Below are 18,066 nucleotides of genomic sequence, written 5' to 3'. Positions count from 1 at the left end.
CGGTAGGCGGTCACGTATAGATCGCCACCATTGCCATGCACCTTTAGAGAATCCGCATGCAAACTTTTTTTATCGCGCCCACCGATTTTGGCGTGGGTCTGACCTCCATCAGCCTCGGGCTGGTGCGTACCCTGGAGCGGGCCGGACTGAAAGTCGGCTTCTTCAAACCGATTGCCCAGCCGCATCCGGGCGACACTGGTCCTGAGCGCTCCACCGAACTGGTAGCGCGCACCCACGGCCTGAAACCGCCGCAGCCACTGGGCCTGGCCCATGTCGAGCGGATGCTCGGCGACGGTCAGCTCGATGAGTTGCTCGAAGAAATCATCGCCTTGTATCAGCAAGCTGCCATCGGCAAAGACGTGCTGGTAGTCGAAGGCATGGTGCCGACCCGCAGCGCCAGCTACGCCGCGCGGGTCAATTTGCACCTGGCGAAAAGCCTGGATGCCGAGGTGATTCTGGTCTCGGCCCCGGAAAACGAAGTGCTTGCCGAACTCTCCGGCCGCGTGGAATTGCAGGCGCAATTGTTCGGCGGCCCGAAAGATCCAAAAGTCCTCGGCGTAATCCTCAACAAGGTCAAGACCGAGGAGAGCATGGACGCCTTCGCCACGCGCCTCAAAGAGCATTCGCCGTTGTTGCGCAGCGGTGATTTCCGCCTGCTCGGCTGCATTCCGTTTCAGCCCGAACTCAATGCACCGCGTACCCGCGACGTCGCCGACCTGATGGGCGCGCAGGTGCTCAACGCCGGCGATTACGAAACCCGGCGCATGACCAAAATCATCATCTGCGCACGGACCATGCGCAACACTGTGGAGCTGCTCAAGCCCGGCGTACTGGTGGTGACCCCGGGTGATCGCGACGACATCATCCTCGCGGTCAGCCTCGCGGCACTCAATGGCGTACCGCTGGCCGGGCTGTTGCTGACCAGCGACACCCTGCCCGATCCACGCATCATGGACCTATGCCGTGGCGCGTTGCAGGCCGGTCTGCCGGTGCTGTCGGTGAGCACTGGCTCCTACGACACCGCCAACCTGCTCAATGGCCTGAACAAGGAAATCCCCATCGATGACCGCGAGCGCGCGGAGATCATCACTGACTTCGTCGCCAGTCATCTCGACGCGAAATGGCTGCATCAGCGCTGTGGCACACCGCGGGAAATGCGTCTGTCGCCAGCGGTATTCCGCTACCAACTGATTCAACGGGCGCAGTCGGCGAACAAACGCATCGTGCTGCCCGAAGGCAGCGAGCCGCTCACCGTGCAAGCGGCGGCGATCTGCCAGGAGCGCGGCATCGCCCGTTGCGTGTTGCTGGCCAAACCCGAAGACGTCGAAGCCGTGGCCCGTGCGCAAGGTATCGAGTTGCCGCCGGGGCTGGAGATTCTCGATCCGGACTTGATTCGCGAGCGCTACATCGAGCCGATGGTCGCCCTGCGCAAAAGCAAAAGCCTCAACGCGCCGATGGCCGAACAGCAACTGGAAGACACCGTGGTGATCGGCACGATGATGCTCGCGCTGGATGAGGTCGACGGCCTGGTCTCGGGCGTGATCAACACCACCGCCAACACCATCCGCCCGGCCCTGCAACTGATCAAGACCGCACCGGGCTGTACGCTGGTGTCGTCGGTGTTTTTCATGCTGTTCCCCGAAGAAGTGCTGGTCTACGGCGACTGCGTGATGAACCCGCACCCGAGCGCCGCCGAACTGGCGGAGATCGCCCTGCAAAGCGCTGATTCGGCCGCAGCATTCGGCATCACCCCGCGCGTGGCGATGATCAGTTACTCCAGCGGCGAATCGGCCAGCGGTGAAGAAGTCGAGAAAGTCCGCGAAGCCACCCTGCTCGCCCACGAGCAACAGCACTCGCTGCTGATCGACGGCCCGCTGCAATACGACGCCGCTGCCAACGCAGACGTTGCCCGGCAACTGGCGCCGAACAGCCAGGTGGCCGGTCGCGCCACGGTGTTCGTGTTCCCCGACCTGAACACCGGCAACACCACCCACAAAGCCGTGCAGCGCAGCGCCGACTGCGTCAGCCTCGGCCCGATGCTGCAAGGCCTGCGCAAACCGGTGAACGATCTGCCGCGCGGCGCGCAGGTCGACGACATCGTCTACACCATCGCCCTGACAGCGATTCAAGCCGCCAACCGACCTATGGATGTGTAAATGCTGGACTTCCTGCCCGCCCCGATTCGCGGCGTGATCGCCGCGCTGCTGTTGGCACTCAATACGATTCTGCTGTGCTCGTTCCTGTTCTGCGTCGCGCTGATCAAAGTGCTGCCCTTCGACCTCGCCCGCCGCGCCTCACTGTGGCTGATGAGCCACACCCACGAAGCCTGGATCAGCAACAACAAAGGCTGGATGAACCTGGTGCGCCGCACCCGCTGGCACATCAGCGGCCTGCAAGGTCTGGACTATCAACACTCATACCTGATCACCAGCAACCACCAGAGCTGGGTCGACATTCTGGTGCTGCAATACGTGCTCAACCGCCGGATCCAGCCGCTGAAATTCTTCCTCAAGCAGGAGCTGATCTGGGTTCCGGTGATCGGTCTGGCGTGGTGGGCGCTGGGCTTCCCGTTCATGAAGCGCTACTCCAAGGCCTACCTGGAAAAGCACCCGGAAAAGAAAGGCAAAGACCTCGAAACCACGCGCAAGACCTGCGCGAAATTCCGCAACAACCCGGTGGGGATTTTCAACTTCGTCGAAGGCACGCGCTTCACCGAAGGCAAACATGCGCAACAGCAGTCCCCGTTCAAATACCTTCTCAAACCCAAGGCTGGCGGCATCGCCTTCGTGCTGGACGCGATGGGTGAGCAACTGGAGTCGATCGTCAACGTGACCATCCACTATCCGGGCGGGCGTCCGGGTTTCTGGGATCTGCTGTGCGGCAACGTGCGCGACGTGGTGGTGCACTTTGAAGAACTGAAAATCCCGCCGGCCTTCATCGGCAAGAACTACGACCAGGACGGCGAATATCGCCTGCAATTCCAGGGCTGGATCAATCAGCTGTGGCAGGACAAGGATGCACTGCTGGAACAGATGCACCGCGAATTCGCAGACAAACGCTAATCCCCTGTAGGAGCGAGCCTGCTCGCGATAGCGGTGGAACAGCCACTCCCAATGTTGAACGACATACCGCTATCGCGAGCAGGCTCACTCCCACAGTTGGATGGAGTGCATTCAGTTAGAGCTTGGTCGGCTGTGAGGCCGCCTTCGCGAGCAAGCCCGCTCCCACAGTTTGCACACGGTGTATTCAGGTAGAGATTAGTCGGCTGTCAGACCACCTTCGCGAGCAAGCTCGCTCCCACAGTTTGAAACCGGTGTATTCAGGTAGAGATTGGTCGGCTGTCAGGCCGCCATCGCTGGCAAGCCAGCTTCCACAGGAAAAACTAAAGCCAGGCGCACGCTTTTCACCACTCAAATGGCCGAGTGTCAGCTCGCAGAAAGCTCTTGATCTTGATCCACGGGCGACGTCGGAAGGCTGAGCGTAGGGATTGATCCGGGGGTGGGAGCGCAGCGACCGTTTGGCGCAGCCAAACACAGCGAGAGGAGGTGCAGCGAAGCAAACCGTAGGCGCTGCGCCCGGATCAATCCCGGAGCGAAGGGACCCCGAGCCCCAGCGAGCGGGCCGAACGCAGGAGCAAGCGTTTTTGGTTACTTTTTAGGCGTTTGTAAAAAGTGACCCGCCGTAAGGGCGGAACCGTAATCAGCAACACCCGAAGAAACGGATATTCACACAACCCACCCAGAGCATGGTCGGCCTAAAGGCCGCCACCGCCGAAAACCAAATGCCCCCCAATAAAAAACCCGCCGATGATCACTCATCCGCGGGCCTTTCATTTCCGGCTAAAGCTTAAATCGCGCCACGCTTGCGCAGCAGATCCAGCACCTGCTTGACGCTCTCTTCCAACGACAGCGACTGCGTGTCGATCACCAGATCAGCATTCAGCGGCACGTCATACGGGAACGACTCACCCGGAATATTATCGCCACCCGCAGCATACAAGCCCTGCGGATCACGCTCGGCACACACCGCCGGCGAAGCCTGCACATAAACCGTCAGCAGACGCTCCTTGCCGATCAGATCCTTGGCCTGCTCACGACCTTCAGCACTCGGCGCAACAAACGCCGCCAGGGTCAACAGACCCGCCTCGTTGAACTGACGCGCGACATGCGCAGCACGCCGCCAGTTCTCGGTACGACCGGCACGATCCTGCGGCAGCCCTTTGTTCAGGTCGTGACGCAGATTCTGACCATCGAGCACAAACACCGCACGGCCCATGTCGAACAGCTTGCGCTCGACCGCGTAGGCCAGCGTGCTCTTGCCCGCGCCCGACAGACCGCTGAACAACACGGTAGCCGGCTGCTGGCCAAAGCGCTGGGCACGTTCCTCAGTGGCAACGTGAGCCAGTTTGCCGTGGTGCGAGGCAGTCCCGTGAGCCACTGGCTGAGCGACGATCATGCCGGCGCCGACGGTGCCGTTGGTCAAACGGTCGATGACGATGAACGCGCCGGTGGTGCGGTTGCTGTCGTAACCGTCGAGGGCGATCGGCGCGTCGAGCGCGATCTTCACCTTGCCGATTTCGTTGAGCTGCAACGCGCTCGCCGGGCCTTCTTCGAGGGTGTTGACGTCGACCTTGTTGACGATGCTGGCAATCGAGCCCGGCACGTAACTGGTGGCGCGCTTGATGTCGTATTTCTTGCCCGGCAGCATCGGCTCTTCAGCCATCCACACCAGCATCGCTTCGAAGCTGTCGGTGACCGGCGGCACGTTGTCGGCATGCACCAGCAGGTCGCCACGGGAGATGTCGATTTCGTCTTCCATGGTCAGCGTCACCGCTTGACCCGGGCCGGCCTGCTCCAGCTCACCTTCGAAGGTGACGATGGATTTGACGCGGCTGCTCTTGCCCGACGGCAGAACGACCACTTCGTCGCCCTTGTGCACGATGCCGCTGGCCAGCGTGCCGGCAAAACCGCGGAAGTTCAGGTTCGGACGGTTGACGTACTGCACCGGGAAACGCAGATCGGTGAAGTTGCGGTCGCCCGCCACTTCCACGGTCTCGAGAATTTCCATCAGCGACTGACCTTTGTACCAAGGCGAGCGCTCGGACTTGTTCACCACGTTGTCGCCCTTGAGGGCAGACATCGGCACGAAGTGCATGCTGGTCGGCTTCATCTTCAAGCCTTCGGCGAACTTCAGGTAGTCGGCCTTGATCGACTCGAACACGCCTTCATCGAAGTCTTTCAGGTCCATCTTGTTGATGGCGACGACGATGTGCTTGATGCCGAGCAACGAGGCGATGAAGCTGTGGCGACGGGTCTGGGTCTGCACGCCGTAACGGGCGTCGACCAGGATGATCGCCAGGTCACAGGTGGACGCACCGGTGGCCATGTTGCGGGTGTATTGCTCATGGCCAGGGGTGTCGGCGATGATGAATTTGCGTTTGGCGGTGGAGAAATAGCGGTAGGCGACATCGATGGTGATGCCCTGCTCACGCTCAGCCTGCAGGCCATCGACCAGCAACGCCAGGTCGATGTCGTCACCGGTGGTGCCGACTTTCTTCGAATCACGGGTGATCGCTTCCAGGTGATCTTCGTAGATCATCTTGGAGTCGTGCAGCAGGCGCCCGATCAGGGTGCTCTTGCCGTCATCGACGTTACCGCAGGTCAAAAAGCGCAGCAGCTCTTTACGTTCGTGCTGGCCCAGGTAGGCGAGGATGTCCTCGCTGATCAAATCAGATGCGTGCGACATGACAACCCCTTAGAAATAACCCTGACGTTTCTTGTCTTCCATCGAGCCTGCGCCATCGTGGTCGATGACCCGGCCCTGGCGCTCGGAAGTTCGCGTCAGGAGCATTTCCTGAATGATGTCCGTGAGGCTTTCGGCCTCGGACTCCACCGCGCCCGTCAACGGGTAGCAGCCAAGGGTACGGAAACGCACTTTCTTTTTGACGATGCGTGCCTTGTCCTCGTCGGACAGGTGTTCGAGGATACGGTCGTCGTCGATCATGATCAGCGTGCCGTTCTTCTCGATCACTTCGCGCTCGGCGGCGAAGTACAGCGGCACAATCGGGATGCCTTCGAGGTAGATGTACTGCCAGATGTCCAGCTCGGTCCAGTTCGACAACGGGAACACGCGGATGGATTCGCCCTTGTTGACCTTGCCGTTGTAGACGTTCCACAGCTCAGGGCGTTGGTTTTTCGGGTCCCAGCGGTGCTTGCTGTCGCGGAACGAGTACACGCGCTCTTTCGCGCGGGATTTCTCTTCATCGCGACGGGCGCCGCCGAACGCGGCGTCGAAACCATGCTTGTCGAGCGCCTGTTTCAGGCCCTCGGTCTTCATGATGTCGGTGTGTTTGGCGCTGCCGTGGGTGAACGGGTTGATGTTCTGCGCCACGCCATCGGGGTTGATGTGGGTGATCAGGTCCAGGCCCAGCTCTTCGACCATCTTGTCGCGGAACTTGTACATCTCCTGGAATTTCCAGCGAGTGTCGACGTGCATCACCGGAAACGGCAGTTTGCCCGGGAAGAACGCCTTGCGTGCCAGATGCAGCATCACGGCGGAGTCTTTACCGATGGAGTACAGCATCACCGGGTTGTCGAACTCGGCGGCCACCTCGCGGATGATGTGGATGCTTTCCGCCTCCAGCTGTTTCAGATGCGTCAGTTTGTCGACCATGGCTACTCACGAAAGCTTTCTTATGAACGGCCAGCGGGCCGTGTTCGAGCGGGGAATCCTAGCACAGCGACCTCTTCTAATCAGGACGCCTACTAGATCGAAAGGGCATATGAATATGCCTGCCGGTTCGGCCGAGCAATGCTGTTCCTGTGGGAGCGGGCTTGCTCGCGAAAGCGGTGTGTCATCCAACATCGCCGCTGATTGAACCACCGCATTCGCGAGCAAGCCCGCTCCCACACTGAAATAAGGTTTAGCCTTAGATCGGGTTCGGGCAATCGATGAAGATGTGTTCGAGGGCGAAGCGCTTCGCCAGATAGTCACCCAGTGCCTGCACACCGTAGCGCTCGGTGGCGTGGTGGCCGGCGGCGATGAAGCTGATGTCGTTTTCCCGCGCGCTGTGGAAGGTCTGCTCGGAGGCTTCACCGCTGAGGAACAGATCGACACCCGCCGCCACGCCCTGATCGATATAGCCCTGCCCGCCACCGGTGCACCAGCCGACCCGACGAATCATCCCACTGCCCTCGACCAGCAGCGGCTCGCGGCCCATGACGTCTTTAACCTTGCGGGCGAAATCACGCGCAGTCATCGGCTCATTCAACGACCCGACCAGTCCGACAATTTTGAGGTTGTCCGGATCCAGTGGCCCTTCAACGGTAATGTCCAGCTGACGCGCCAGTTGCACGTTGTTGCCGACCTCCGGATGCAGATCCAGCGGCAAGTGATAGGCGAGCAGACTGATGTCGTGCTTGAGCAAAGTCTTCAAGCGCCGCTGCTTCATGCCGGTGATGCACGGGTTCTCGCCTTTCCAGAAATAGCCGTGATGCACCAGTATCAGATCGGCCTCGGTCTCCACCGCCGCGTCAAGCAGCGCCTGACTGGCGGTGACGCCACTGACGATGCGCATCACTTGCGGACGGCCTTCGACCTGCAGGCCGTTGGGGCAATAATCAGCGATTTTTGCACTGCCAAGGTAACGGTCGGCTTCTTCGACGAGGGTGCTGAGGGCGACGGCCATGAAAGACTCCTGAAAATCCCGTTCAGAGGCGCGCGCGGCCTCGTATAATGCGCGACATTATGGGCGGTCTGACCCCGCCTGCAACTTTTCCAGGACGTGCTTAATGCTCAAGGCGCTGCGTTTTTTCGGCTGGCCGCTGTTGGCCGGTGTGCTTATCGCTCTGTTGATTATTCAGCGTTACCCGCAGTGGGTCGGGCTGCCGAGCCTCGATGTCAACCTGCAACAGGCTCCGCAGACCACCAGCGTGCAGCAGGGACCGGTGTCCTATGCCGACGCAGTGACCATCGCCGCACCCTCGGTAGTCAACCTTTACACCACCAAGGTCATCAACAAACCGGCGCACCCGCTGTTTGAAGATCCGCAGTTCCGGCGCTTCTTCGGTGACAACTCGCCGAAGCAGAAACGCATGGAATCGAGCCTCGGTTCCGGGGTGATCATGAGCCCGGAAGGCTACATTCTGACCAATAACCACGTGACCACCGGCGCCGACCAGATCGTGGTGGCGCTCAAGGACGGTCGCGAAACCCTCGCCCGGGTGATCGGCAGCGATCCGGAAACCGACCTCGCGGTACTGAAGATCGACTTGAAAAACCTGCCGGCAATCACCGTCGGCCGCTCCGACAGCATCCGCATCGGCGATGTCGCGCTGGCCATCGGCAACCCGTTCGGCGTCGGCCAGACCGTGACCATGGGCATCATCAGTGCCACCGGGCGTAACCAGTTGGGCCTGAACAACTACGAAGACTTCATCCAGACCGACGCGGCGATCAACCCGGGCAACTCCGGCGGCGCACTGGTCGATGCCAACGGCAACCTCACCGGGATCAACACGGCGATCTTCTCCAAGTCCGGCGGCTCGCAGGGCATCGGTTTTGCGATCCCGGTGAAACTGGCAATGGAAGTGATGAAGTCGATTATCGAGCACGGTCAGGTGATTCGTGGCTGGCTCGGTATTGAAGTGCAGCCGCTGACCCAGGAACTGGCCGAGTCGTTTGGCCTGTCCGGGCGTCCGGGGATCGTCGTGGCGGGGATCTTCCGCGATGGCCCGGCACAGAAGGCCGGCCTGCAACTGGGTGACGTGATTCTGAGTATCGACGGCGAACCGGCTGGTGATGGCCGCAAGTCCATGAACCAGGTGGCGCGGATCAAGCCGACTGACAAAGTGACCATTCAGGTCATGCGCAACGGCAAAGAACTGAAGCTCACCGCTGAAATCGGCCTGCGTCCGCCGCCTGCACCGGTGAAAGAAGAAGAGTAAAACTTTATTCGCGCCGAGCGCGCGAATGAAAGACACTCTCAACAGGCATGTTATATTGTTTCAATTTAACGATTGGAACAACATAACATGTCGTCTCGAAAAAAGGCTTCGCTGCTTGGCCTGACCCTGGGCCTGCTGGGCGATCCGGTCTTCGCCGAAGATCCGCAACCCCTCGAACTCGACGCCATCAGCGTCACTTCCGATTATGAATCCCCCAGCGGGCCGGTCAGCGGCTACCGCGCGACGCGCTCCGCCAGTGCAACCAAAACCGACACCGCCATCCGCGACATTCCCCAAGCGATCAGCGTGGTGCCGGCCAGCGTGCTCAAGGATCTGGGCAGCCACAATGTCGAACGCGCACTGGAATTTGCCGGCGGCGTGTCGAAGCAGAACAATTTCGGCGGCCTGACGCTGTACGAATACAGCGTACGCGGCTTCACCACCTCGGAGTTCTACAAGGACGGTTTCAGCGCCAATCGCGGCTACCCGAGCACGCCGGACGCGGCCAATGTCGAGCGCATCGAAGTCCTCAAAGGTCCGGCCGCGAGCCTGTATGGCCGTGGCGATCCTGGCGGCACGGTGAACATCGTCACCAAAAAGCCGCAGCCCGAAGCGTTCACCACCCTGCAGACCAGCGCTGGCAGCTGGGATCGTTATCGCACGGCACTGGACGTCAACACGCCGCTCGACGAGCAGGGGGACGTGCTCTCACGGATCAACCTCGCGGTCGAAGACAACCACAGCTTCCGTGATCACGTCGACAGCCAGCGGGTCTTCGTCGCACCTTCGATCAGTTGGCAACTGAGCCCGGACACTTCGTTGTTGGTGGAAAGTGAAATCGTCCGGCACAACTCCACGTTCGACCGAGGAATCGTCGCGCCGAACAACAAATGGAGCGGCGTTTCGCGCTCGACCTTCCTCGGTGAACCGAACGACGGCAACATCGACAACCACAACAACCTGCTCCAGGCCACCCTCGAACATCACCTCAGCGACAGCTGGAAACTGCGTCTGGCCAGCCACTACAAGGAAGGCAAACTGTGGGGCGACGCGTCTGAAAGTCGTGCGCTGAACGCCGATGGTCACACGGTCAACCGACGCTACCGCGAACGGGACACTAACTGGCACGACAGCATCACCCAATTGGAGCTGCGCGGTCTGTTCGACCTCGGCCCATGGCAGCACGAACTGCTGATCGGCACCGAATACGAGAACTTCCGCAAGAACGAACGCGTCACTACCATCGCTGGCGGTCCCTACGCCATCGACATCTACAAGCCGATCTACGGCCAACCGAAACCCAACGGCCCACGCTCGGGTACTGACTTCTTCGAACACGTCGAAAGCCACGCACTGAACCTGCAGGATCAAATCATCTTCACCGACAAACTGCGCGGGATGATCGGCGCACGCTTCGAACACTTTGATCAACGCATCGACGATCACACCCGCGATGCCAAAAGCCAGCAGACTCACGACGCCCTCACCCAACGCGCCGGCCTGCTCTATCAGTTGACGCCGAACACCGGCCTGTTCGCCAACGCCTCGACCTCGTTCAAACCGAATAACGGCCTCGACGCCTCCGGCAAATCCTTCGATCCCGAAGAAGGTGTCGGCTACGAAATCGGGATCAAGAACGAACTGTTCGACGAGCGCCTGAGCAGCACCCTCGCCTTCTTCCACATCGACAAGGAGAACGTCCTCGCCCTCGACCCGGGCACCGACACCAGCCGCGCGATGGGCAAGGCGCGCAGTCGCGGTTTCGACTGGCAAGTGACCGGGCAAGTGACCGATGCCGTGCGGGTGATGGGTGCCTTCGCTTACATCGACGCTGAAGTGACCAAGGGCGACGCGGCAATCCCGACCGGCAGCCGCATCCTCGGCGTGGCCAAGCGCAGTGGCAGCCTGCTCGGTGTGTACGAATTTCAGGACGGCCATTTGCGCGGCTCGGACATCGGCGCGGCGTTCACCTATGTCGGCGATCGCTCCGGTGAAGCCGGCGGTGATTTTGAAATGCCGGCCTATCACACCTTCGATCTGCTGGCCCATTACAAGGCCAGCGACAACGTCACGGTTGGCCTGAACCTGAACAATCTCTTCGACGAAAAATACTACGAGCGCTCCTACAGCAATTACTGGGTCAACCCCGGCGAGCCGCGCAATTTCACCGTCAGCCTGACACTCAACCTGTAAAAGGACGTCACTATGCAATGCCGCAAAACCCTGCTGATCATCGCCGCCCTGTTCGCCACTCAGGCCTCGGCCCACGGCCTGTGGACCGAACAACGGCGCGGCAATATCGAAGTGATCTACGGCCATGGCGCCGAAGACAATGCCTTCAAGGCGCAGAAAATCAGCGGCGCCTGGGCCTATGACACAAGCGGCAAAATGATCCCGGTAAGCGTCGAACGCCTGTCCGATCACGCGCGCCTGAAGCCGCTAAAAACACCGGCGGTCATGGCCGTCGCACTGAACAACGGCATGTGGTCGCAAACCGCCGACAGAAAATGGATCAACGAAGGCCGCAGCAAAGTGCCGGGTGCTGTCGAAGCCACCGAGACGCTCAAGTACAGCCTGGCGATTTATCAACCGGGAGCAAAGTTGCCCAGGCTTGAGCAGATCAAGTTGCTGATTTTGCCGGAGGTCGACCCGCTGACCGTCGGCCCGGGCAATTCACTGCCGGTACGGGTGCTGCTCGATGGCAAGCCGGCAGCGGGCGTGAAGCTGATTGGCGACTATCGCAATGCACCGAACACCCTGAGCACTGAAACGGACAAGGACGGACGCGCGCAAGTGCTGGTGCGTAATGAAGGATTGAATGTGATTGCGGCGCAGGTGGAAGTGCCGGTGAAGGACAGCGCGGATGTGAACAGTCGCGGGCTGTTCAGTTCGCTGACGTTCCTTGGCGAACCGCATCACGAGTAAAAGCGCACCCTCACCCCAGCCCTCTCCCTGAGGGAGAGGGAGCAGACCGAGCTGTCTTGCGAAGTACATCGACCTGAAAATCCGAGTCGATTACGGATTCAGTACAGCACTCTCACGTCGGCGAAACTCTGCAATATCCCCCAATCAGCCCCTCTCCCTCTGGGAGAGGGAGCAGATCGAGCTGTCTTGCGAAGTACATCGACCTGAAAATCCGAGTCGATTATGGATTCAGTACAGCACTCTCACGTCGGCGAAACTCTGCAATATCCCCCAATCAGTCCCCTCTCCCTCTGGGAGAGGGCTAGGGTGAGGGGCTTTGGCTTTTAGAGGTCGCCAAGCCCATCAATCAGCGCCTGATTCTGCTCCGGCGTACCGATCGAGATCCGCAGGAACTGGGCAATCCGCTCCTGCTTGAAGTGACGCACAATCACGCCCTGCTCGCGCAGCTTGGCCGCCAGACCCGCGGCATCGTGTTGCGGGTGACGGGCGAAGATGAAGTTCGCCGCCGACGGCAGCACTTCAAAGCCCTTGGCCTGCAATTGCGCGATCACCCATTCACGGCTCTCGATCACCAGACGGCAGGTCCTGTCGAAGTACTCGCGATCCTCGAACGCCGCCGCCGCGCCGACAATCGCCAGACGATCCAGCGGATAGGAGTTGAAGCTGTTCTTGATCCGCTCCAGCGCTTCGATCAGATCCGGATGACCCACCGCCAGACCAACGCGCAGCCCGGCCAGCGAGCGCGACTTGGACAGGGTCTGGGTCACCAGCAGGTTCGGATAACGATCCACCAGACTGATCGCGGTTTCGCCGCCGAAGTCGATATAAGCCTCGTCCACCACAACCACCGAATCCGGGCTGGCCTTGAGGATCTGCTCGACCGCCTCCAGCGCCAACAGGCAACCGGTCGGTGCGTTCGGATTGGGAAAAATGATCCCGCCGTTCGGTTTGGCGTAGTCCGCCGGGTTGATCTGGAACTGCGCGTCCAGCGGCACGGCATCGAACTGGATGCCGTACAGACCGCAATACACCGGATAGAAGCTGTAGCTGATGTCCGGGAACAGCAGCGGCTGCTCGTGTTGCAGCAGACCGTGGAAGATGTGCGCGAGCACTTCGTCCGAGCCGTTGCCGAGGAACACTTGATTGCTCTGCACGCCGTAGTAGTTAGCGACGGCGTTTTTCAGCAGATCGCTGTTCGGGTCCGGGTACAGACGCAGGTTGTCGTTGAGTTCGGTCTGCATCGCCGCCAGGGCTTTTGGCGACGGGCCGTAGGGGTTTTCGTTGGTGTTGAGCTTGACCAGTTTGGTCAGCTTTGGCTGTTCGCCCGGCACATACGGCACCAGATCCTTGACGAACGGACTCCAGAATTTACTCATGATCAGTTCCCCTTCTGCTCAGCTTTGATGCGGTATTCGGCGCTGCGTGCGTGCGCACTCAGGGATTCGCCACGGGCCAGCACCGAAGCGGTCTTGCCCAGCTCGGAAGCACCGGCCTCGGAGCAGAAGATGATCGACGAACGTTTCTGGAAGTCGTACACACCCAGCGGCGAGGAGAACCGCGCGGTGCCGGAGGTCGGCAACACGTGGTTCGGGCCAGCGCAGTAGTCGCCCAGCGCCTCGGAGGTGTGACGGCCCATGAAGATCGCACCGGCGTGACGGATCTGCGGCAACCACGCTTGCGGATCGGCGACCGACAGCTCCAGGTGTTCCGGGGCGATACGGTTGGCGACTTCGATGGCTTGCGCCATGTCCCGCACGTGGATCAGCGCACCACGACCATTGATCGAGGTTTCGATGATGGTTGCGCGGTCCATGGTCGGCAGCAGTTTGTCGATGCTCGCAGCGACCTTGTCGAGGAATTCGGCGTCCGGGCTGACTAGAATTGCCTGCGCGTCTTCGTCGTGCTCGGCCTGGGAGAACAGATCCATGGCGATCCAGTCCGGATCGGTCTGGCCGTCGCACACCACAAGGATTTCCGACGGGCCGGCGATCATGTCGATGCCGACCTGACCGAACACGTGACGCTTGGCGGTGGCCACATAGATGTTGCCCGGGCCGACGACCTTGTCCACCTGTGGCACGCTTTCGGTGCCGTAAGCCAGCGCGGCAACCGCTTGTGCGCCGCCGATGGTGAACACCCGGTCAACGCCGGCAATGCACGCCGCCGCCAGCACTAGCTCATTGAGCTCACCGCGTGGGGTCGGCACGACCATGACCACTTCGGTCACGCCGGCGACCTTGGCCGGAATCGCGTTCATCAACACCGAAGACGGGTACGACGCCTTGCCGCCCGGCACGTACAGGCCGGCGCGATCCAATGGTGTGACCTTCTGCCCGAGCACGGTGCCGTCGGCCTCGGTGTAGCTCCAGGAGTCCTGTTTCTGTTTTTCGTGGTAGCTGCGCACCCGCGCCGCGGCTTTTTCCAGCGCTTCGCGCTGCGCCACAGTGATGCGAGTCAGGGCCAGCTCCAGGCGCTCGCGCGGCAGAATCAGGTCAGCCATCGACGCCACTTCGAGGCCGTCGAACTTCTGGGTGAATTCGACCAGCGCCGCGTCACCGCGCTCGCGCACAGCCTTGATGATGTCCAGCACGCGCTGATTGACCGAGTCGTCAGACACACTTTCCCAGCTCAGCAGATGATCCAGATGATGCGCGAAATCCGGGTCAGCAGCGTTGAGTCGGCGAATTGCAGTCGGTGCGGTCATAGCGAGAGCCTCATAGGAATGGCGAAAAACTCAGGCGCCCGAAACTATCATTCGATCCGCTTGGGCACCTGAGAATTCTGGCTATGAGGCGGATAGACGGCGCGACCAGGGGTCGCGCAGGTACATCAGCCGCGGTGTCGCGATTCCACTGCGTTGCGCAGGGTATCGATCAACGCCTGGATTCGGGCGTGTTGCATCTTCATCGAAGCCTTGTTGACCACCAGGCGCGAGCTGATCGTGGCGATCAGTTCCTGAGGTTCCAGGCCATTGGCGCGCAGGGTGTTGCCGGTGTCGACCACGTCGATGATCTTGTCGGCCAGACCGATCAGCGGCGCCAGCTCCATCGAGCCGTAGAGCTTGATGATGTCGACCTGACGGCCCTGTTCGGCGTAGTAACGCTTGGCGACGTTGACGAACTTGGTCGCCACGCGCAGACGGCCCTTGGGCTCGGCCGCGCCGATCTTGCCGGCGGTCATCAGCTTGCACTGGGCAATCTGCAGATCCAGCGGCTCGTACAGGCCCTGGCCGGTGTATTCCATCAACACGTCTTTACCGGCGACGCCGAGGTCGGCCGCGCCATGCTCGACATAGGTCGGCACGTCAGTGGCACGCACGATCAACAGACGTACGTCATCCTGAGTGGTGGGGATGATCAGCTTGCGGCTCTTGTCCGGATTCTCGGTCGGCACGATGCCGGCTTCAGCGAGAAGCGGCAGGGTGTCGTCAAGGATGCGGCCCTTGGACAGTGCGATGGTCAACATGGGAAACGTCAGTCCTTATCAAGGTACTCATGTCCGGTCGCAATCGGCGCCGGACACACATCGAGCCGGATACCGGCTCGACTCGAAACAAATTCAGTGGACACGTCCCTGTGTCCGCATGCAGCAATCAGCCCGGAACGCGACGGATCTTGGCGCCCAGCATCTGCAGTTTTTCTTCGATGCACTCGTAACCACGGTCTATGTGGTAGATGCGATCGATCAGGGTGTCGCCTTCGGCCACCAGTGCCGAGATCACCAGGCTGGCCGAAGCACGCAGGTCAGTGGCCATCACTGGCGCGCCCTTCAGGACTTCAGTACCGGTGACGATCGCGGTGTTGCCTTCGACCTGGATCCTGGCGCCCATGCGGTGCAGTTCGTACACGTGCATGAAACGGTTTTCGAAGATCGTCTCGATCACTGCGCCTGTGCCTTCGGCAATGGCGTTGAGCGAGATGAACTGGGCCTGCATGTCGGTCGGGAACGCCGGGTACGGCGCGGTGCGCACGTTGACCGCTTTCGGGCGCTTGCCGTGCATGTTCAGCTCGATCCAGTCTTCACCGCTGGTGACTTCAGCGCCGGCTTCACGGAGCTTTTCCAGAACGGCTTCGAGGATGGTCGGATCGGTGTCCTTGACCTTCACGCGGCCACCGGTGACCGCAGCGGCCACCAGGTAGGTGCCGGTTTCGATACGGTCAGGCATGACCTTGTAGAAGCACGAACCCAGACGCTCGACGCCATCGATGGTGATGGTGTCGGTGCCGGCGCCGGAAACCTTGGCGCCCATGGCGTTGAGGAAGTTCGCCAGGTCAACCACTTCCGGCTCGCGCGCGGCGTTCTGCAGGACGCTGCGGCCCTTGGCCAGGGCAGCTGCCATCATGATGTTTTCGGTACCGGTCACACTGACGGTATCGAAGAAGAAGCTGGCGCCGCGCAGGCCGCCTTCAGGCGCCTTGGCCTTGATGTAGCCGCCTTCGACGTCGATCACCGCGCCCATGGCTTCGAGGCCACGGATGTGCAGGTCAACCGGACGCGAACCGATGGCGCAACCGCCAGGCAGGGCGACTTCGGCTTCACCGAAACGCGCAACCATCGGGCCCAATACCAGGATCGAGGCACGCATGGTTTTCACCAGTTCGTACGGCGCGATCAGGGTCTTGATGGTGCGTGGGTCGATTTCGACGCTGAGTTTCTCGTCGATCACCGGCTCGATGCCCATGCGACCGAACAGCTCGATCATGGTGGTGATGTCGTGCAGGTGCGGCAGGTTGCCAACGGTCACCGGGCCATCGCACAGCAGGGTGGCAGCCAGAATCGGCAGGGCGGAGTTCTTCGCCCCGGAGATACGGATTTCGCCATCAAGACGAACGCCACCGGTAATAATCAATTTATCCATAAGAATCTCGACGCCCTTGGGCTCAGGTGCGCTCGGCCCAGGCCGCGCGGCTGAAAAATTTCATAGTGACCGCATGGATGCTGCCATCGGCGATCCACGGGTTCAAATGGGCATAGATGCTCTGCTGACGCTTGACCGGGCTTAACGCCGCCAGTTCATCGCTAATCACGTTCAGCTGAAAGTTGCAGCCTTCGCCTTCAACTTCCACCTGCGTTCCTGGCAGCTTCCCTTCAAGGAAGCTCTTCACTTCTACGGCCTGCATGCTCAACCTCAATCGGCGCCCTGTGCGCACGGGTCGGACATCATACAAAAAAGCCCCGCGCCTGCGAACCCCGCATTGGCAGGACTCTGACGGGGGGCTTGTTTATCGATGCGGGTTCAGGGGTGCGCCAGCAACTCGGTCAGTTCACTGACCTGAGCGATTTCGCGCATGTCTTCCGGCATCGCACGGATGCTGACGGCCTTGCCGGCCGCCTGGGCATCGCGCATGAAGCACAGCAGCAAGGACAAGCCGACGCTGCTGGACTTCTTCACTGCCGAGCAATCGATGACCAGCGATGCCGCCTTGCTGGACTTGATCAGCGCCTGGCCTTCCTTGCGCAGGTCGGGACCTGTGCGGTAATCCAGTACTCCACTGAGCAATAGCTCGTCGACGTCACTCATACGAACTGCCGCCTCATTCATTGCGCTGGCTTCTCGGCAGCTTTCTCGGTGGTTTCCTTGGCCTTGGCCACTTCGCCAGCCCAATTGTTGATGGTCTTGTCCAGATCGTTGCCATTGCGCTGCATCGCGTCGGCGAACTGATCACGGAACAGCTTGCCGATGTTGATGCCGTTGATGATCACATTGCGCAGTTTCCACTCGCCATTGATCTTCTCCAGCGTGTACTGCACAGGGTAGATCGCGCCGTTGTTGCCCTTGACGGTCATGCCGACGCTGGTGCGATCGCCGGACTCATCCTTGGCCGGATCAACGGTGATGCCCTGGTTGTTGTACTCGAGCAAAGCGTTGCCATAGAACTGGAACAGGCCGCGCTTGAAGTTTTCCTGGAAGGTCTGCATCTGCGCCGGCGTGGCCTTGCGCGAATACTTGACCGTCATGATGCTCTTGGAAATGCCTTCGGCATCCACCACAGGTCCGACGATGGTGTTCAGCGCCGTGTAGAAGTCCTGCGGATCCTTCTTGTACTTCTCTTTATTGGCCGACAAGTCGGCCAGCATCCGGTTCGTGGTGTCCTGAATCAGGTCGTGCGCCGACTGTCCGGGCGCAGCGCTAGCCAGCATCGGCAGTGCCGCAAGCAACACCAACAGGCCACGTCGCAAGGTAGAGATCATTCAA

At 60.7% G+C, this 18,066-nt stretch carries 15 protein-coding genes; 5 read left to right on the top strand and 10 right to left on the bottom strand.

What is annotated here, in order from left to right:
* The first annotated feature begins 56 nt into the window (after positions 1 to 56).
* Positions 57 to 2,156, top strand: a complete 2,100-nt coding sequence (pta, locus tag KCG87_RS22510; protein WP_098967230.1) for a phosphate acetyltransferase — start codon at positions 57 to 59, stop codon at positions 2,154 to 2,156.
* A complete protein-coding gene (locus KCG87_RS22505; RefSeq protein ID WP_027610862.1) occupies positions 2,157 to 3,062 on the top strand; it encodes an acyltransferase in 906 nt (301 codons plus the stop codon).
* A gap of 784 nt (positions 3,063 to 3,846) precedes the next feature.
* Here KCG87_RS22505 and cysN read toward each other — a convergent pair.
* The 3 genes from cysN to KCG87_RS22490 all read right to left on the bottom strand — a co-directional run bounded on the left by cysN (position 3,847) and on the right by KCG87_RS22490 (position 7,687).
* Positions 3,847 to 5,745 (bottom strand): sulfate adenylyltransferase subunit CysN, encoded by a 1,899-nt coding sequence (gene cysN / locus KCG87_RS22500; protein WP_098967229.1) that lies wholly within the window; start codon positions 5,743 to 5,745, stop codon positions 3,847 to 3,849.
* 9 nt (positions 5,746 to 5,754) lie between these two features.
* On the bottom strand, positions 5,755 to 6,672 hold the full coding sequence (cysD, locus tag KCG87_RS22495) for a sulfate adenylyltransferase subunit CysD (RefSeq protein ID WP_098967227.1): 918 nt from the start codon (positions 6,670 to 6,672) through the stop codon (positions 5,755 to 5,757).
* Positions 6,673 to 6,928: 256 nt separating this feature from the next.
* The gene (locus KCG87_RS22490) at positions 6,929 to 7,687 is read right to left on the bottom strand and encodes a Nif3-like dinuclear metal center hexameric protein (protein ID WP_098967226.1); all 759 of its coding nucleotides are present in this window, start codon (positions 7,685 to 7,687) and stop codon (positions 6,929 to 6,931) included.
* Between the two features lie 103 nt (positions 7,688 to 7,790).
* Between KCG87_RS22490 and algW the strand changes: the two genes are divergently transcribed.
* The 3 genes from algW (at position 7,791) to KCG87_RS22475 (ending at position 11,870) form a co-directional block, all read left to right on the top strand.
* Complete coding sequence (algW, locus tag KCG87_RS22485) at positions 7,791 to 8,945, top strand: Do family serine endopeptidase AlgW (RefSeq protein ID WP_096795365.1); 1,155 nt, start codon at positions 7,791 to 7,793, stop codon at positions 8,943 to 8,945.
* 87 nt (positions 8,946 to 9,032) lie between these two features.
* Positions 9,033 to 11,138, top strand: a complete 2,106-nt coding sequence (locus KCG87_RS22480; protein WP_210558906.1) for a TonB-dependent siderophore receptor — start codon at positions 9,033 to 9,035, stop codon at positions 11,136 to 11,138.
* Between the two features lie 12 nt (positions 11,139 to 11,150).
* Positions 11,151 to 11,870 (top strand): DUF4198 domain-containing protein, encoded by a 720-nt coding sequence (locus tag KCG87_RS22475; protein WP_210558905.1) that lies wholly within the window; start codon positions 11,151 to 11,153, stop codon positions 11,868 to 11,870.
* A 323-nt stretch (positions 11,871 to 12,193) separates the two neighbouring features.
* On the opposite strand, the gene hisC is transcribed toward KCG87_RS22475, so the two are convergent.
* The 7 genes from hisC to KCG87_RS22440 form a co-directional block, all read right to left on the bottom strand.
* Entirely contained in the window at positions 12,194 to 13,246 is a 1,053-nt protein-coding gene (hisC, locus tag KCG87_RS22470) for a histidinol-phosphate transaminase (RefSeq protein WP_210558904.1), read from the bottom strand.
* Between the two features lie 2 nt (positions 13,247 to 13,248).
* Positions 13,249 to 14,574 carry a histidinol dehydrogenase gene (hisD, locus tag KCG87_RS22465; protein WP_027610855.1) on the bottom strand — a complete coding sequence of 442 codons (1,326 nt, stop codon included), beginning with the start codon at positions 14,572 to 14,574 and terminating at the stop codon, positions 13,249 to 13,251.
* Positions 14,575 to 14,699: 125 nt separating this feature from the next.
* Entirely contained in the window at positions 14,700 to 15,335 is a 636-nt protein-coding gene (hisG, locus tag KCG87_RS22460) for an ATP phosphoribosyltransferase (protein WP_007967226.1), read from the bottom strand.
* Positions 15,336 to 15,462: 127 nt separating this feature from the next.
* Entirely contained in the window at positions 15,463 to 16,728 is a 1,266-nt protein-coding gene (gene murA / locus KCG87_RS22455; protein ID WP_134785444.1) for a UDP-N-acetylglucosamine 1-carboxyvinyltransferase, read from the bottom strand.
* A gap of 22 nt (positions 16,729 to 16,750) precedes the next feature.
* Positions 16,751 to 16,990, bottom strand: coding sequence for a BolA family protein (locus KCG87_RS22450; protein ID WP_003221710.1), 240 nt, complete (start codon positions 16,988 to 16,990; stop codon positions 16,751 to 16,753).
* 116 nt (positions 16,991 to 17,106) lie between these two features.
* Positions 17,107 to 17,412 carry an STAS domain-containing protein gene (locus KCG87_RS22445; protein WP_027610853.1) on the bottom strand — a complete coding sequence of 102 codons (306 nt, stop codon included), beginning with the start codon at positions 17,410 to 17,412 and terminating at the stop codon, positions 17,107 to 17,109.
* On the bottom strand, positions 17,409 to 18,062 hold the full coding sequence (locus KCG87_RS22440; RefSeq protein ID WP_027610852.1) for an ABC transporter substrate-binding protein: 654 nt from the start codon (positions 18,060 to 18,062) through the stop codon (positions 17,409 to 17,411). The genes KCG87_RS22445 and KCG87_RS22440 overlap by 4 nt, the downstream gene beginning before the upstream one ends.
* Positions 18,063 to 18,066: the final 4 nt, after the last annotated feature.

The sequence above is a fragment of the Pseudomonas sp. MWU347 genome (assembly GCF_017947305.1).
Classification (GTDB): domain Bacteria; phylum Pseudomonadota; class Gammaproteobacteria; order Pseudomonadales; family Pseudomonadaceae; genus Aquipseudomonas; species Aquipseudomonas putida_A.
Note: the sequence above shows the minus strand (reverse complement) of the source record. Positions and strands in the feature narration are given on the sequence as shown.

What these genes read in the sequence shown, in the direction of transcription:
- cysN (WP_098967229.1), bottom strand. Translation starts at nt 5,745, where the DNA reads ATGTCGCACGCATCTGATTTGATCAGCGAGGACATCCTCGCCTACCTG.
- hisD (WP_027610855.1), bottom strand. Translation starts at nt 14,574, where the DNA reads ATGACCGCACCGACTGCAATTCGCCGACTCAACGCTGCTGACCCGGAT.
- pta (WP_098967230.1), top strand. Translation starts at nt 57, where the DNA reads ATGCAAACTTTTTTTATCGCGCCCACCGATTTTGGCGTGGGTCTGACC.
- KCG87_RS22490 (WP_098967226.1), bottom strand. Translation starts at nt 7,687, where the DNA reads ATGGCCGTCGCCCTCAGCACCCTCGTCGAAGAAGCCGACCGTTACCTT.
- KCG87_RS22480 (WP_210558906.1), top strand. Translation starts at nt 9,033, where the DNA reads ATGTCGTCTCGAAAAAAGGCTTCGCTGCTTGGCCTGACCCTGGGCCTG.
- KCG87_RS22445 (WP_027610853.1), bottom strand. Translation starts at nt 17,412, where the DNA reads ATGAATGAGGCGGCAGTTCGTATGAGTGACGTCGACGAGCTATTGCTC.
- KCG87_RS22440 (WP_027610852.1), bottom strand. Translation starts at nt 18,062, where the DNA reads ATGATCTCTACCTTGCGACGTGGCCTGTTGGTGTTGCTTGCGGCACTG.
- KCG87_RS22505 (WP_027610862.1), top strand. Translation starts at nt 2,157, where the DNA reads ATGCTGGACTTCCTGCCCGCCCCGATTCGCGGCGTGATCGCCGCGCTG.
- KCG87_RS22475 (WP_210558905.1), top strand. Translation starts at nt 11,151, where the DNA reads ATGCAATGCCGCAAAACCCTGCTGATCATCGCCGCCCTGTTCGCCACT.
- algW (WP_096795365.1), top strand. Translation starts at nt 7,791, where the DNA reads ATGCTCAAGGCGCTGCGTTTTTTCGGCTGGCCGCTGTTGGCCGGTGTG.
- cysD (WP_098967227.1), bottom strand. Translation starts at nt 6,672, where the DNA reads ATGGTCGACAAACTGACGCATCTGAAACAGCTGGAGGCGGAAAGCATC.
- KCG87_RS22450 (WP_003221710.1), bottom strand. Translation starts at nt 16,990, where the DNA reads ATGCAGGCCGTAGAAGTGAAGAGCTTCCTTGAAGGGAAGCTGCCAGGA.
- hisG (WP_007967226.1), bottom strand. Translation starts at nt 15,335, where the DNA reads ATGTTGACCATCGCACTGTCCAAGGGCCGCATCCTTGACGACACCCTG.
- murA (WP_134785444.1), bottom strand. Translation starts at nt 16,728, where the DNA reads ATGGATAAATTGATTATTACCGGTGGCGTTCGTCTTGATGGCGAAATC.
- hisC (WP_210558904.1), bottom strand. Translation starts at nt 13,246, where the DNA reads ATGAGTAAATTCTGGAGTCCGTTCGTCAAGGATCTGGTGCCGTATGTG.